The following is a 15,874-nucleotide window of genomic DNA, read 5'->3' on the forward strand; positions in this document are numbered from 1 at the left end:
GGTTTTCAACCCATTAATAGCCAGCTAAAAGTAATGAAAGACGACATTTTCTCACCCGAAGGTACCTACGTCATTCAGTTTGATGTTTTCGAAGTGAAGATGAGCCACTGGATCGAAACCCCGCGCATTTTCCGCGTCGCGGATAACCAGCTTCTGTTTGATTTGCGGGGCGACGTCTGGAGCGCCATGCGGATCAACTGGCTCAGTGAATCGCGTCTCGAACTACTGGTTGCCAAATACCCCGGCCGGATTTCCTGTCATTTATTCCTCGATCTGCAGACTGATAGGGGAGCGGGAACTGCTGATAATGACCGGTTTGAAGGAAATTTGTCGGGTCTGGAAAACTGGGTCCGCCAGCATTGAATACCGGTTTTTACTTCTGACGGTTAAACTTGAAAGCCACTCGAAACAAAAAAAGCCGACCCTTCTACCAGGTCGGCTCTGTGAAAAGAAAAGCAATCGTTATTTTTTACCGGCAAACCGGATTTCAACTTTGTCGCCATCCGAAGTACCAGACGCTTCGAAAACCAGTTTACCGGCCGTAATTTCGGCAATTTGTGAACCGCCATCGCTGTAGAGACCGTAGTTGGCACCGTTGGCTTTGACTTCATATTCTCCCAAATCCAGTTCCCGATCGTCTTCACCCGTTGCTTTGAGCAACAGAACCAGCGAAACGGCACCATCCGATGTTTTTTGCATATCGGCGGAGGCTGAGACGGTTACACCTTTCTGGGTAACTGGTAAGGTTTTGTAGGTTACAACGCTTTCGCCGTTGACTTCGTAAGCGAAAGAACTCAACTTGTAGGTTCCGGCCACGGCGCTGGCGGGGTCTTTCGGGCTCACTTCCCCTTTTTCGGAATCTTTTTTACAGGCGGCCAGTGTAACCAGCGCAAACAGGAAAATCAGTACTTTTTTCATCAGTGTAGTTGTTTAATGTTCGATGCAAACCTAGCACCAAACGTACCCGACAATCAATTACTGGTGACATGAACTGTTACTTTTGATCGCTGAAGTGGTACCAAACCGGATTGATTCTGCTCAATCCATTTTTCGATAGTGAGATCCGTTGGGGCCAATCAATCTGATTTACGCCCATTCGGCGGGCATTTTTCGAACAAACCGGTCGGAGGGCGGTTATTTTTGAAAGCAATGCTGACAACGTTATGAAAACGAAACAATGGATTTGGGGACTGTCACTGGCTCTGATCACCGCCATTTCGCAAATGGCCTGTGAGTCCAAAACGGAAAAGAAAGCCGAGAAAGTCGGAGATGAATACAAGGATGTCATCAAGGCCCAGAAAGAGGGCGACAGCAGTGACGTTCAGGAAGAACAGGCCGAACTGGATTCGGCTCGTCAGGATTACCGGGAACTGGCGAAAGATTCTACCCAGAAGAAGTAAGGTTTAGAAAGCCAAAAAGCCCGGCACAACCCGAAAGTGGAAGTGCCGGGCTTTTTGATGCCCATGGAGCTGATGCAGCCAAGGTAACGATTACCGGCGCTTGGGCTGTTCGAACGACAGGTTCTCCGAAAAGAATTGCAGGACTTTTTTCTCGATCCGTTCGCCGACCCGGTTGATGTGGTCGCCGTCGTATTCTTCGTAGGTGTGCCTGATCTGGTAATCGTTCAACACGCTGTTGAGCACCTTGTTGCTGGCGGCAATTCCCACGTCTTTCGACCCGGCGTCGAAGGCAATCGCGTGTAGTTTTTTGAGATTGGGAATGTACTGATCGATCATCGCCAGGGGCGCATTGGCGGCCATTTTGGCCATCAAACCCGCCTGCGTTTGCGCGTCTTTGGACGGTAGATCGATGTAAAAAGGCGGTTTTTTTGGATTGGGAGCCCAGGCCGCTGCTGTCGCAAAAACCGCTTTAGTCCCGAAATCCGCCTTGACCAGCGCCGAATCCGATTGAATGGCTTCGATTCGGGCAATGGTCGCTTCACTGCGGTTTTGATTCAGGTTCGCATTCATGCAGCACGGACTGAGCAGGTAAATGCTGGAAAAAATTTCGGGATGTTTCTGACCGATGCGCATCGTGCCGTAACCGCCCATCGAATGCCCGGTCAAGCCCCGGCTGGCGGCATTCGGAATGGTTCGGTAATGGCTGTCGATGTAGCTCACCAATTCGTAGGCGACGTAATCTTCCCAGTTGCCGGTAGTCACCGAATTGGAATAAAAACTGCCGAAAAACCGGGTGTAGGCGTTGGGCGTAACGATGATCATTTCGCGCACAGCAGGGTCAGCAAAGGCTTTGTCGACTACTTCCGGGAGGTTGATCCAGTGTTTGGTAAAACCGTACCACTGGGCGTCGTTGTCGGTAAAACCATGCAGAAGGTACAGAACCGGATACCGGCGGTTTTTGTCCGTTTTATAACTGGGTGGCAGATAAACCGATACATCCCGGTCGGGCGAATCACCGGACAGGTTGCCTTCCAGCCCTTTTCCGTGGACTTTAATGCGTTCGGCGGTGCCTTTTTTGGTCGAAGCCGTCTGACTGCTGGCGGGGAATGTGAAGAAGAGTGCGAAGCCGATGACCAGCGCCGGTAGAATAGCGGTTTTCATGTTCGATTCAGGAATACTTTCGTCCGGCAACTTACTGATAAGTTGGGCAAGGACCAAAGTATTCCTGACCGGAAACCGTAAAAACCGTCACCATTTGAACTGATTATTGGCTTCGGCTGCATCGTCGGTCTTGGTCGTGAAAATCGAACGGGTCAGGGCGGTTTCGCTGTCCTTGCCTTTGACGCGTTGTTCCCCGATTCCGCCAGGGGCAGGCAGTAACAAATTGATCACCGACAGAACCTCCGCCGTCAATCCGGGAAACAATCCGTGAACGGCAGCGGCCACTTTGGCGGGCAACGAAATGATCAGTTCGGCCCGCCCGTAGCGGCAGGCTTCCAGAATTTGTCGGGCGCTTTCTTCCGCACTTTTCGACAAAACCGGCAGCGAGTCGCCAATCTTGAACCAGGCATATTCCTTTTCGTTCTGACCTTTGAACAGCGCATTTCGCGGACTACCCGTTCGCATGAGGCCCGGACAAACCGTAGTCACGTAGATACCGTCTTTTATCAATTCGGGACGGAGCCCTTCGGAATAACCGACCAGCGCGAATTTACTGGTGGAATACGGCATCAGATGCGGAAAAGCCACTTTCCCGCCAAATGACGCTATATTAACGATCCGGCCACCCATTTCTTTTCGCGCGCGCATCTGGGGCAAAACCGCATTGATGGCGTAAACCGCCGACCAGAAATTGGTTTCCATCACTTCCCGAAAGTCATCTTCGGTTGCGTGTTCGAAGGGCGTTACCAGAATGGTCCCGGCGTTGTTGACCAGCACGTCGACCGGCCCGACGGTTTCCTGGACGGCCTGAATGAAGGCCGTTACCTGGGTTTTATCCGTGATGTCGCAGGCATAGGTAAAAACCGTGCCGCCATTTAATTCCAGATCGGCTTTGGCGCGTTCCAGTTCGGCTTCGTCGCGGGCGCAAATGGCCAGATTCGCGCCTTCCTGCGCAAACTCCCGCGCCAGCACCAGCCCCAATCCGCGCGAACCGCCGGTAATGACAACGGTTTTTCCGCGAAAGTCGGTTTTGCGCCATTGATCGAGCAGGGCTTTGGCCGCAACGGCGATGCCAATGCTCGCCAATCCCCAGAGTCCCAGTTTATTCGTGTTGGATAACCTCATCGTTCGTTTGTCTTTCCAGTGAATAAGTATTCAACCGACCAGACGGCAGAATGTTACCGATCGATGCTAGTTACCGTGTGAATCGCCTTTCTTAAAGGCCGGGAGCGATCATCCTGCCTCCGGTTTTTTCCGGTTGAAGGATAAAATAGTTCAGTTGACTTCCAATGTCTTACCGAAATCCGTCGGAAGAGGAAAACCTTTGCAGCATCAGAAGGCGGTTTTTTCGTCTTTTCGACCAAACAACAAAAACGACTGAACTACATGAAACGAATTGTTTGCCTGCTGGTCTGGATAACCCTGTATGGCCTTTTTATGACGGCCTGTAAACACGACCTCGACCCGACTACTCCCGTACCGGAAAAGCCTGGTACGAACAATCCCAAGCCTTCAGATCCTGAAACCGGTGCAGTTCAGCCGGTTGGCGTCCCGCAGGGAACGGCGGTGATGCAAACGATTGGCCCGGCGGGCGGTGCCATTACCTCCGAAGACGACCGCTTTACCGTCACGATTCCGGCCGGAGCGTTAACGAAGGACGTTGCTATTTCGGTCCAGCGCATTACAAACACCAACGGCGCGGGTATCGGGGACGGCTACCGCATGCTGCCGGACGGTCAGCAGTTTGCCAAACCGGTGACCATGACGGTGAACTATACCGCCGAAGAAGGGCTGCGGAGCCTGCCGAAAGCCTTTGGAATTGCTTACCAAAACGCCAAAGGGGTCTGGATGGCGGTAGGCGGTACGCAGGTTGATACGACCAATCGTCGGGTTTCAATTGACGTAAATCATTTTACCGATTTTACCTTTTTCGAGTATGTTTACCTGGAGCCCGAACTGAGTGCCATTGATCCGGGGCAATCCGTCGACATCAAGCTCTTTGGGTTGAGTTCGATTAACTGGTTATTGGAAGATTTTCCCAAAGGTGCGGAAAGGCCGTTGCCGAAACCGACCCCCATCGACTACCTCGATGGCTGGGAAGTACAGGGCGAAGGGCATTTGGTGGGGGCCGGAACAGCAGTGACGTATCAGTCGCCAGGCCAGTTACCAAACACAAACCCGGTTCGCGTTGTCGCGAAATTAAAGTCGCCGGGAAAAGAAGTTGCCCAACTGATTTCAACGGTATACGTACTTAAAGAAGGCATTTCGCTGCAGCCCGATGGGGGAGACTGGGTTCATTTCCCGAAAGCCGGGGCGCATTTGCGGGGAAATATCAAGGGACTCGACGGAGAAAATGGCCAGCAAACGGTGAACATCAAATGGGAAGCTGGTTCCCAGCCGCGCAATTCCCTCGGCATTTTTCCCTGGGGCAAGGGCGTTCCCGGGATTATCTACCGCCCAAATCCGATTACTGAATATACCCACCTGTATATTGTCGATAAGAAAATTTACGTCAGCCCGGGATCACTCAATGCCAACAGTATGCTCTACGGCGTCATTTTTGGAACATTTGATGTAAAGTTAGCGGGTGTTATTGCCACCACGATTCCGCCAGTGGTTTCCACTTCTTCAATGCGCGGAGTTTTCCGGGTGAAGTGCATGGACTGTGTCCGGTGACCCGCCGAAACCGTACCCGCAGAAGGGTCTGGCAGTAGCCTTATTTATTCTCAAAAAAGCAGATCGCAGCACCGTGTGGCGATCTGCTTTTTTATTATTCTGGTACTTATCGAATAAAAAGTAGAAATAATCGGTAAAAACAGGCCGTTTGTCGATGAATAGCCGGGTTTGAAAGAAAAAAATAAAACCGCATTAAACGCTCGGCGTGGTTGTCCCTCTAAGAGGCATATTACAACAAATAAACAACAACCAACCATGAAAACGACCATCTTCACTCTCGTCACATTAGCAGTATTAAGCGCCGGAACAGCAATGGCTCAACGCGGTTACGACAACGACCGTTACCCGGCTCCCAATCCAAGATATGACGATAATCGATACAACAACCAACGCTATGACGACATCCAGGAAGACATCCGGATTGATCGGCTGGACGCCATCGTCGGGTTGTCACGCCATCAGGAACGACAACTGAAACGCATCGAAGACCGCTATGATTTCCGCGAAATGGAAACCGCAAGACGCCGGGACCCGCAGGCTTATCAATACACCCTCCGTCGGAAAAATCAGGAAATGATGTCGGTGCTGACACCGTACCAACGGGAAAGACTCTTTGCTTACCAACAACAATACCGCCGGAACGATCGGGGTTACTACGGTCGCCGGTACTAATGAACAGGGTTTCTAAAAACGAAAAAGCGGAGTAATCCGCTTTTTTCGTTTGAGACTATTCTAACGGGAAAATAAATGAACAAAAACTAATCGAAGAAATCGTCAGGTAAATCCTTTACAGTCTCAATAGATCGCATGAGCATGGTAAAAGCGCTTCTGCGAGATAATAAACCTTGTAATACCGATTTAGCTTTGAATTCTTCTTCTGCATTACCTTGTTTCTCAGCCACTCTCCATTTATTCATCCACCTCAAGACTTCTTCATATTTTTTATAAATAGCAAAACGTAGGTCTTTAGTGCGGTTTATTGTTTCAGGGCTGCTACCATTGTGTAGATGTTTTAACAAATTTGCAGTATTGACTGCTTTCTGGTTCTTTCTATCCTGTGCTTGAAAGTGTACTGCCTGACCTCCAAAATCAATAAGATATAATAATTCAGACTCAACATCATCTAGTGGATTACATGGATCAAGATATCCTCCAACTGGAGTTCGTCGGGGTTTCATCATGTTTGCTGCATGTTCAGCTGGATATAGATTTGACCAAGTATAAGTCAAATTAGGATTTTCGGTACGAGAAACAAAATGTTCTACATCCATTGCCCAGGAGGTAACAAACTTTTGTTCTGTAAGGTAGCATTTAGCGTGAAATTCGTTATCAAAACGTTCAAATAAATCCGTACCGCGCCACGACTCTTTAGAGACCGGTTTTGAAATTGTCTGTTGGTCTTTGGGAAGTTGTTGATCTTCTTTGTAGGCTTCTAATGAGTCCAAATAGTGTTGTATTTCAATAGAAGTTAGAGATTGCGGAGATTCGGGGGTACGGTCAATATTAATCATTTATAAAAAGTACCTTAAACATTTTGTAAAATCATAGATTCCAATTCAACTCTCAATGTTGGTGAAAGGTATTGTCCATTAACTTCTAAAATTTCTTCTAGTTTTTGGCGAAGCTTTATCTTATCTTCCTTTAATTCACGTAATGCTAGGTTGACTTGACTTATTATTTCATCCGCAATATTCGAATACTCATTTTCCAAACCAAAGTGCGTCACCATCAATTCAGAATAGCTTTTTCCTGCTACATCATCCGTTTCTGTAACTTTAGTCGTTAAATCAAAAATTGTTGCCTTTTTAACACTAGATATTACTGCCGGAGAATGGGTAGCAGCAATGAATTGAATATTAGGAAAAAGACTCGCTAGTAGCGGAAGAACTTGGTATTGCAGCTCAAGGTGAAGATGTGTTTCTGGCTCATCAATTAAAACAATTCCGCATGGATTATATGAATAATCACCAACTTGTTTTCTAATTAAATCTACACGCATGAACAAATCCATTAGAATACTTAACAATGCCGAAAAACCTTCTGATAAAGTATCAAAAGTAAGTTGGCGGCTGTCGGATAATTTTATATAGAATTCGAAACTTTCTTGGACAAATACTAATTCCAGTGTGTCATCCTCAAAAATTTTACGAAATGTGTCTGTTAGAACAATAAAGAAACGCTCACTATTCTCAATTTTATCCTTATCATTATTTAGTTGATTGAATGCTTGGTAAACTTTTTGATTGACCAGGTATTGTTTGAATTCTTTTATAAAACTTTCGGTAGTGCTATTACTTAAGAGTTTATCTGTAAAATCAGCTTCTTTAGTAACAGTATTAACTTCTATTTTATTAGGAATTTCTCGTTTTGCTTGAAGAAATGAATAAATAGTTTCCGATTTATGTACGGGCCAAAAAGTATTTGGACGAACTGTGTAACCTAGATTTATTTTTTTAAACTCTATTAATTTTTTTTGCCACGTTTTTACTGTTGAGTCGTCATTCCCTTGTTGAGACGCTCTATGTGCGATGTTACTTTCTAATTGATAAATTTGCTTGATAGGGTCTGTTTCTCCTCCTATAAAAGCCGTCTTGCCACGCCAAGAGAGAATGTAATTATCAATCGCTCTTAAAATCGTACTCTTTCCCGAACCATTCTTCCCAGTCAAAATCAAATGGCTGAACGGCTGGTAGTCGTGTAAAACAATATCAAAATCCTTGTACGCATAACAGTCGTTTACGTGCAAGGATTTGATATAGGGAAATTCTTCTGGCTTAATCATCATTCTGCCTTTCTAGTTCACGTTCAAATATACGCTTAAAACCCAATTTTCCCCTTTCGCCCCCGGCCTTCGTTGCCTTCGACGTATTCCTTCAGTTCCGCCAGTTCCTTTTCAAAACCACTGCTCAGAATCGGAAAGCGGCACCAGGTTTTGGGGTCCACGTTTTCGTCGTCGACGTGGAACGAAGGCGCATACCGCTCGCGCTTCCACTGATTGCGGCTCCAGAGTCGGAAAAACCGGTCGACAGAAGTGTACAACTGATCGCGGCTATACTGGTTTTCAAACACCACTTCGACCTGTTGCATGACTTCCTTCGGCGATAATTTATCCCGGATACCGAATTTTTCGATGGCGTTCAGGACGTCGTACGGCATCAGGTCTTCCTCATCGGTTTGCTTCTTATCGAGCGGGCGGAGTTCAGCGGTGGGTTGCAGGTTATTCACTTTTTGTAAACCCGCCACTTTGATGGTGCCGCCCACGCCCACGGTTTCGAGCCAGCGGAGCCAGCCGCGCAGGTAATGCTTGTCAATTCCGGCGATGGGGGAGATGCTGCCCGCCGTGTCGCCGTCCATTGTGGCGTATCCCACCGACGCTTCCGAGCGGTTTGATGTAGAGAGCAGCAGGGCGTTGTTGATATTGGCAAGGAGCCACGCACTCGGGGCCCGCACCCGCGCCTGAATGTTTTGCAGGGCCACATCGTCGGTTTCCCAGGTGAGCGGACGGCCCAGCTGGTCTTCGATCAGTTTGGTGTACGTTTCGACCAAACCGTTGATATTGATGTTGTAGAACGTTGCGCCGATGGATTTCGCCAGCGATTCCGCCGATTCGTAGGTGTCGGTTGAGCTGTTTTCGGTTCCCTGATAAATGGTGGTCAGCAAGGCCCCGCAGATTTCCTCGACGGTTTTCAGTTTCTGAATCGCCTTAATGTGGCTGAGTTTCTTCTTGAAGCCGTCCAGGCCGATGCTTTCGTCCGCCATCCGGATCATGAGCGAAACCAAAGCCGCAATGGCCGAGGAGTCGGCACCCCCGCTCAGCGACAGTACGAAACCGTGCGAGCGGCTTTTGCGCAGGTAATCGAACAGTGCCAGCGCCACGGCCCGCGCAAATTCTTCTTCTTTCAGGTGATTGCCGTTTTCCCAGTATTCCAGTTCGGCTTTTTGCACGACCGGTTTTACGGCCGGAAAATCAAACTGAGCCGCCACGCGCAGGTTGGGAAACAGGTACGCCAGATTGACCTTGTTTTGAGTCTGACTTAGCCGCGTGTCATCGATGTCGATTACGGCGGTAATGATCAGCTGGTCGGCGTAGCTGAAACGCGGTCCCGACACCAGCAACTGGCCGTTGGACGCCACCATGGCATCGCCGTCGAAAATAGCACGACCCGATTCGTTGCCCACCAGGTTGCAGTAGATGTAACTGACTCCGAACGCCCGGGAACCGTCGATCACAAACCGTTCGCGAACGTGCGATTTATAGAAGGAAAAGTGGCTGGCGCTCGGATTCAGGATAATATCGACACCGCGTTCGTGGAGACTGCGGCCGGGGCGGTTGGAAATCCAGGCATCTTCGCAAATCTCAAAACCGATCTTCACGCCCGAAACATCGAACAGCAGGTCGCCGACCGGATAGGTAAACTCGCCGATCTGGATTTCGTCGCGCACGCCGGGTGTCCAGGGCTGGAACCAGCGGGTTTCGTAATGAATGCCGTTGTTGGCCATCACCTGTTTGCAGACGAAGCCCAGAATCCGCTTGTTGGCGATCAGGCAGGCCGTGTCGTAGGTGCGGTTATTGGCCAGCCGCAATGGCAGACTGACGGCCACGATAATGTCGGCGGTATGCGGTACAATTTCCAGCAGACTTTGCTTGGCCTGCTCAACTAGTTCGTGCGAAAAGAACATGTCCTCGCAACCGTAGCCGGTAATGCACAATTCGGGCAGACATAAAATACTGACGTTCTGATTTTTCGCTTCTTCAATGGCGTCGATAATATTCCGGCGGTTGTGTTCCCAGGCCATCGGGATCTGGTTGACAACACCGGCCGCAACTTTTATAAGTTTCATGTAAGGGATTTTCTGGTTGATCAGTTTTTAATTCAGTCGGCAAACAACAACTTTTTCGGATCAGTATAAAATCCGATCGGTAATAAAATAACGTCTCCGTCCTTTTTACGGTTCACACGAACGTACGCCCCGTTTAAACCCCAATAACACCCATTTACACCTTTTTGATTGAACGAATGCAACCTTGTAACCAATCTTTGCATCACACAAACACCAGCAGTAAACAACAAATACGGTTTCCGTGCCAGTCATCACGAAAATAATACCACCTATGTAAGATAAGGTTCTATGTAATGCATACTACTTAACTTTGCCACGTACTCCAGGGATAACCGGACAGTAAACAACACTTTTGAATTGTAATACGTAAACAACAACCTACTAATAGATCTCATGAAAACGTTTATCACCGCAGTGTGTACGTGGCTGGTTATGACTTCGGCAATGGCCCAGACTGCTCCGAATGGCAAGGTGCGCGGACTGGTTATCGATCCGGCGCAAAAGCCGTCGGAATTCGTCACGATCCTGCTACTCAAAGCCAAAGACTCAACGCTGGTCAAGGGCGTGGTTACCAATGACAAGGGCCAATATGAGTTCGACAATGTAGCCGTGGGCGGTTATCGGGTGGCTACTTCGCTGATCGGTTTCAAGAAAGTATATTCAGAACCGTTCGCGATTGATGCGGTAACTCCTGAGGTTCAGGTGAAAACGTTAACGATGGTGGAAGAAGCCAAGAGCCTGAATGAGGTGAAAGTGGTGGCTAAAAAACCGTTCATCGAGCAGGAAATCGACCGGACGATTGTCAATGTTGAAAACAGCATCGTTGCGAGCGGAAGTACTGCCCTCGAAGTGCTGGAAAAAGCGCCGGGTGTGACCATTGACCGCCAGAGCGACAACATTCAGTTAAAAGGAAAAGGGGGCGTTATCGTTATGATCGACGGCAAACAAACCTACCTGTCGGGCCAGGAAGTGGCCAACCTGCTGAAAAACACGCCGAGCGACAACATCGAGAAAATCGAGATCATCACCAATCCTTCTTCCAAATACGACGCAGCCGGAAACGTGGGAATTATCAACATCCGGATGAAGAAAAACAAGAACTTCGGCACCAACGGAACAGCGATTGCCGGGGTGGGTTACGGCCGGTTTGAAAAAGCCAACGCCAGCCTGAACCTGAACCACCGCGTCGGTAAAATCAACGCATTCGGAAACTACAGCTACTTTCACAACCGCCGTTTCCAGGAAAACAGCCTGGACCGGATCATTCCTTACAACGGAAAAATTACCTATTTCGACCAGTCGTCATACCGCCCAAACCGCTTCGACGGACACACGTTCCGGGGCGGCATCGATTATTTCATCAACAAGAAAAGCACCATTGGCGTACTGGCAACCGGTTTTATCAACGACTGGGAACAGCCCAACGGCATCAATCACTCGGTGATCAGCAACGAGCTGCACCAGATTACGCTAAAACCGACAACCGAAGTTTCGGTAAAAAACAAGTGGTCGAACGTAACGGGGAACGTAAACTACAAGTATGATTTTGACGGCAAAGGCCGCGAATTCACTAGTGACCTCGATTATTCCCGGTTCAACGGCCAGTCGTACAACAACCTGAGCACGACCTACACCAACGCCAACGACAGCATCGTTCAGCCGACGGCCATTGTTCGCAACAACATGCCTTCGATCATCGATATCTGGGCGTTCAAATCGGATTACGTACATCCGACGAAGATCGGGAAGTTTGAAACCGGTCTAAAAACCAGCTTCGTGAACTCGGACAATAACCTGACTTACGAAGATTACGTAGACGGTCGCTGGGTGTTCAATCCCAACCAAAGTAACCAGTTCAAGTATACTGAAAATATTAACGCCGTTTACGCGAATTTTTCGGGCAAGCTCTACAAGAATACCACCATTCAGGCCGGTCTGCGGCTGGAGAATACACACTCGCGGGGTAACTCCGTGACGCTTAATAAAATTGTGGACCGGAACTATACTAATTTGTTTCCTACGCTGTTTTTATCACAGAAAATCGATACCAACAACGTGCTGAACCTGTCGTACAGCCGTCGGATCGACCGCCCGAATTATCAGAACCTGAACCCGTTCCGGTTCTATCTGGACCCCTATACGTATCAGCAGGGGAATCCGTATCTGAAACCGCAGTTTACCAATTCGTTTCAGTTGACCCACGTGTACAAAGGTAAATTCTCGACTACGCTGGGGTATAGCCGGACGACCGACGTGATTGTGAACGAAGTTCCGGGTCAGATTCCGGAAGAGAACATCACGTTTGTAACCACTGACAACCTGGCCACGCAGGACAATGTGAACCTGACGATGAGCTTCCCGGTGACGGTGACCAAGTGGTGGAACATGCAGAATAACATCGGCGTGAATTATAACAAGTATGATTCGCCGTATCTGGGGGCGCAGTACAACGTCAGCTTCGTGTCCTATAACGTGTATACGTCGCAGAACTTTGTGTTGCCGAAGGGCTTCAGTGCTGAAGTAGCGGGTTGGTATAATTCAAAAAGTGTCTACGGTTTTTACCGTTCCATTCCGCAGGGAGCCTTTAGCCTGGGCGTCCAAAAGACGCTGATGAACAGGAAAGCAAGTCTGAAACTGAATGTAAATGACCCGTTCTGGCTGAACCGATTCGAAGGAAGAGCGACGTATCAGGACATTAATTTCCGGGTTCGGGCGCGTTGGGAAAGCCGCATTGCCCGTCTGACGTTCACGTATCGTTTCGGGAACCAGAACGTAAAAGCCGCCCGTCAGCGGAGCACCAGCACCGAGGCCGAGCGTAACCGGGCCGGTGGGGGCAATAATTAAATAAAAGTTAAATAAAGCAAACGGCGAATGAATTTTCGTCCACCCGCCGTTACTTTAATAGATAATTAGTTTAGGTTAAGAAAGCAGAAAGCCATTCCCACCTTGAGGAGTGGCTTTTTTGATTTTTAAAAATACGGTAACATTCGACAAATTCAAAATACTATTTGGTGACAAGATGTAGATACATTTAATAAATTTGCATCACATGAAGGTTATTAATTTAAAAGTCATAAAAAAAGGTCACTTTTTGTGACCTTTTTTGTGATAATCTAAATGATAATTATAATCCGACTAATTGCGGATTGTTAGTCCAAAGCCGCTACGCCGGGCAGGGTTTTGCCTTCCATGTACTCCAGCAGGGCTCCTCCGCCCGTTGAAACGTAACTCACGCGGTCGCCATACCCGGCGTTGTTGACCGCCGAAGCCGAGTCGCCACCGCCGATGAGCGAGAAAGCGCCGTTTTCTTCCGTAGCTTTGACAACAATGTCCGCAATGGCGTTGGTGCCGATGGCAAAATTTGGAAATTCGAATACGCCCATCGGGCCATTCCAGAGGATGGTTTTCGATTTACTCAACACATCGCTGAACAACGTAACGGTTTCCGGACCAATATCCAATCCCTCCCAGTCGTCCGGAATTTCACCGGTTTTTACCGTCTGGCGGTTGGCATCGTTGGAAAAACCGTCGGCAATGATGTTGTCAACCGGCAGATAAACCTGAACGCCTTTGGATTTGGCTTTTTCGAGCAGTTCGAGCGCCAGTTCCTGCTTGTCGGCTTCGAGCAGGGATTTGCCAATTTTACCGCCCTGGGCTTTCGTAAACGTATACGCCATACCACCGCCAATGATCAGGTTATCAACTTTGTCGAGTAATTTTTCGATGATCAGAATTTTATCCGAAATTTTGGCACCACCCATGATCGCCGTAAACGGGCGCTCGGCATCTTCCAGCACGCGCTGGGCGTTGTCGAGTTCGGCCTGCATGACGTAACCGCAGACTTTATCCGTAAAAAACTGCGCAATGACGGCCGTCGACGCGTGAGCGCGGTGGGCCGTTCCGAACGCATCGTTAACGTACACATCGCCTAGCTTCGACAATTTTTCGGCAAACGCAACGTCACCTTTCTCTTCTTCTTTGTAGAAACGCAGATTTTCCAACAACAAAATTTCGCCCGGTTTCAGCGCGTCGGCCAGTTCTTTGGCGGACTCTCCGATGCAATCATCGGCGAATTTTACCGGCACACCCAGCATGATTGACAAAGGACCAACCAGGTGTTTCAGCGAAAATTTATCTTCAGGTCCGCCTTTGGGCCGACCCAAATGCGACATCAAAACGCACGAACCGCCGTCTTTCAGAATTTTATTGATCGTCGGCAGCGTGGCTTTCATACGGGTATCGTCCGTAATTTCAAACTTGCTGTTCAGCGGAACATTGAAATCCACCCGAATCAGGGCGCGTTTACCGGAAAAATTATAAGAATCTAAAGTTTTCATACGACAGATTTCCTGATTAGTTGGCAAAATCCGCCCGAACTTAGGAGTTTTTAGGCAAATGGAACAATCACACGATCAGCTTGTTAGATTAGTGCTAATTTTACGTGTATTGATACAATTTTAGCCTTCATTTCTTACTTGAAAAAAACCGTACCGGGATATATCAGGTACGGTTTTGCGGTTTTTACGTTGGTTCCGTTTATCAACTTCATTGTTTGTTGCCTTCCCGTTTTAAGTAGAAATCGATTTCCGGCCTAATAAAGCGTTCATCGGGCCGCGAAAGCGACAATGCTTAATAATGCACTGATAATCAGTACGTTTACTTTTTTATGATTGTATTTGTTGTTACTGACTAAAAGTAGTACGAATCAAACGGTCAGGGAGTTGGTGGAATGGCGGCCGGGACCGCATTGGAAATGGGTTTGAGCGACTTCAGATATGCAAAAACCGCTTTCATATCCGCATCGGCCATGCCAGCGTAATTGGGCCACGGCATCGGGGGCAGCAAGGGCCGACTGTTGTCCACTCCTTTAAATTTCCCCTGCCGCATGGCCTTGTTAAACTGCCCGAACGACCAGCTGCCGATACCGGTCGCGTCGGGCGTCAAATTAGCTGCGAACGATACGCCCCAGGGACCGATGAAAGCCGTGTTTTGCCCGTTGAACAACACCCACTGACCGGTTTTGACCAGATTCGGGTCATACGTTCCCAGCGGTATGGCGCTGTTGTAACCGGAAAGAAAGCGGTCCACATCGGGAACCGGGCCTTGGGGCGTCAGTTTCTTGGGGGCGTGGCAATCGGCGCAACCCATGATGCCAACCAGGTATTCGCCCCGTTTCACCAATGGGTTCTGGGCGGGGTGTTGGCGGGCCAGGGCGATGGGTTTGTCATTGACCGGTTTTGGGCTCGAAGCTGGGTTTGTAAAGGCACAAATGAGCCAGCTGGTGACAGATGCCGCCAGATAAATGCGTTTCATAATGTGTTTAGTTTTTAAAGGATTTTTACGCTGAAGGCTTATCTGACCGCCGTTGCCTCGATTTCAACCATCAAGTTCGGGAAAGCCAGCGCTTTTACCTCGGTCAGCGTACTGGATGGCACGCAACCGGCTGCGCCCAGTCGGCCCATTACTTCGCCGTAAGCCGCAAAAAAGGCGTCGATGGAGGTCGTATAATAATTGAGCCGGATCACATTCGATAGTGAGTAACCTGCTTGGTGTAAAACCGTCTCCAGATTGTCGAAACTAACGCTAATTTGTCCGGCCATATCGGTCGATACGGGTTGGCCATCGGCAGTCATGGCGGCTTGCCCGGCGCAGTATAGCGTGTGGGTTGAATGGGGAACTTCGACGGCCTGCGCGTAACCCAGTTGGTTTTGCCATTGCCAGGGATTAATGATTGACTTTTGCATGATTTGTGTTGTTTACGTTTGTGAATCGAATGCAAAAGTAATGCGGGCATT

General features: G+C 48.7%; 14 protein-coding genes. 5 read left to right on the forward strand and 9 right to left on the reverse strand.

Annotated features, from left to right (window positions below):
• The first annotated feature begins 33 nt into the window (after nucleotides 1-33).
• On the forward strand, nucleotides 34-363 hold the full coding sequence (locus tag GJJ30_RS13280) for a hypothetical protein (protein WP_154175648.1): 330 nt from the start codon (nucleotides 34-36) through the stop codon (nucleotides 361-363).
• Nucleotides 364-462: 99 nt separating this feature from the next.
• Here the strand turns inward: GJJ30_RS13280 and GJJ30_RS13285 are convergent, their stop codons facing one another.
• Nucleotides 463-918 (reverse strand): hypothetical protein, encoded by a 456-nt coding sequence (locus GJJ30_RS13285; protein WP_154175649.1) that lies wholly within the window; start codon nucleotides 916-918, stop codon nucleotides 463-465.
• 245 nt (nucleotides 919-1,163) lie between these two features.
• Here GJJ30_RS13285 and GJJ30_RS13290 point away from each other — a divergent pair, with 245 nt between their 5' ends.
• Entirely contained in the window at nucleotides 1,164-1,400 is a 237-nt protein-coding gene (locus GJJ30_RS13290) for a hypothetical protein (protein WP_154175650.1), read from the forward strand.
• Nucleotides 1,401-1,490: 90 nt separating this feature from the next.
• Here GJJ30_RS13290 and GJJ30_RS13295 read toward each other — a convergent pair whose 3' ends face one another.
• Both GJJ30_RS13295 and GJJ30_RS13300 read right to left on the reverse strand, forming a co-directional pair.
• The gene (locus GJJ30_RS13295; RefSeq protein WP_154175651.1) at nucleotides 1,491-2,561 is read right to left on the reverse strand and encodes an alpha/beta hydrolase; all 1,071 of its coding nucleotides are present in this window, start codon (nucleotides 2,559-2,561) and stop codon (nucleotides 1,491-1,493) included.
• A gap of 87 nt (nucleotides 2,562-2,648) precedes the next feature.
• Nucleotides 2,649-3,686, reverse strand: a complete 1,038-nt coding sequence (locus tag GJJ30_RS13300; protein WP_154175652.1) for an SDR family NAD(P)-dependent oxidoreductase — start codon at nucleotides 3,684-3,686, stop codon at nucleotides 2,649-2,651.
• 261 nt (nucleotides 3,687-3,947) lie between these two features.
• On the opposite strand from GJJ30_RS13300, the gene GJJ30_RS13305 reads away from it, so the two are divergent.
• Nucleotides 3,948-5,237, forward strand: coding sequence for a hypothetical protein (locus GJJ30_RS13305; protein ID WP_154175653.1), 1,290 nt, complete (start codon nucleotides 3,948-3,950; stop codon nucleotides 5,235-5,237).
• 255 nt (nucleotides 5,238-5,492) lie between these two features.
• The gene (locus GJJ30_RS13310; protein WP_154175654.1) at nucleotides 5,493-5,909 is read left to right on the forward strand and encodes a hypothetical protein; all 417 of its coding nucleotides are present in this window, start codon (nucleotides 5,493-5,495) and stop codon (nucleotides 5,907-5,909) included.
• An 86-nt stretch (nucleotides 5,910-5,995) separates the two neighbouring features.
• On the opposite strand, the gene GJJ30_RS13315 is transcribed toward GJJ30_RS13310, so the two are convergent.
• From GJJ30_RS13315 to nadE, 3 genes are read right to left on the reverse strand one after another with little or no spacing between them, the layout of a single operon-like run.
• Nucleotides 5,996-6,748, reverse strand: coding sequence for a hypothetical protein (locus GJJ30_RS13315; protein ID WP_154175655.1), 753 nt, complete (start codon nucleotides 6,746-6,748; stop codon nucleotides 5,996-5,998).
• A 14-nt stretch (nucleotides 6,749-6,762) separates the two neighbouring features.
• Nucleotides 6,763-8,022: an AAA family ATPase gene (locus tag GJJ30_RS13320; RefSeq protein ID WP_229313112.1), complete on the reverse strand. Its 1,260-nt coding sequence runs from the start codon at nucleotides 8,020-8,022 to the stop codon at nucleotides 6,763-6,765.
• Nucleotides 8,023-8,054: 32 nt separating this feature from the next.
• Nucleotides 8,055-10,079 (reverse strand): NAD(+) synthase, encoded by a 2,025-nt coding sequence (gene nadE, locus GJJ30_RS13325; protein ID WP_154175656.1) that lies wholly within the window; start codon nucleotides 10,077-10,079, stop codon nucleotides 8,055-8,057.
• Between the two features lie 393 nt (nucleotides 10,080-10,472).
• Between nadE and GJJ30_RS13330 the strand changes: the two genes are divergently transcribed.
• A complete protein-coding gene (locus GJJ30_RS13330; protein ID WP_154175657.1) occupies nucleotides 10,473-12,923 on the forward strand; it encodes an outer membrane beta-barrel protein in 2,451 nt (816 codons plus the stop codon).
• Nucleotides 12,924-13,228: 305 nt separating this feature from the next.
• Here GJJ30_RS13330 and GJJ30_RS13335 read toward each other — a convergent pair whose 3' ends face one another.
• The 3 genes from GJJ30_RS13335 to GJJ30_RS13345 form a co-directional block, all read right to left on the reverse strand.
• Nucleotides 13,229-14,416, reverse strand: a complete 1,188-nt coding sequence (locus tag GJJ30_RS13335) for a phosphoglycerate kinase (protein WP_154175658.1) — start codon at nucleotides 14,414-14,416, stop codon at nucleotides 13,229-13,231.
• A 376-nt stretch (nucleotides 14,417-14,792) separates the two neighbouring features.
• Nucleotides 14,793-15,392, reverse strand: coding sequence for a c-type cytochrome (locus tag GJJ30_RS13340; RefSeq protein ID WP_154175659.1), 600 nt, complete (start codon nucleotides 15,390-15,392; stop codon nucleotides 14,793-14,795).
• A 38-nt stretch (nucleotides 15,393-15,430) separates the two neighbouring features.
• A complete protein-coding gene (locus GJJ30_RS13345) occupies nucleotides 15,431-15,823 on the reverse strand; it encodes a RidA family protein (RefSeq protein WP_154175660.1) in 393 nt (130 codons plus the stop codon).
• Nucleotides 15,824-15,874: the final 51 nt, after the last annotated feature.

The sequence above is a fragment of the Larkinella terrae genome (assembly GCF_009668025.1).
Lineage (GTDB): Bacteria > Bacteroidota > Bacteroidia > Cytophagales > Spirosomataceae > Larkinella > Larkinella terrae.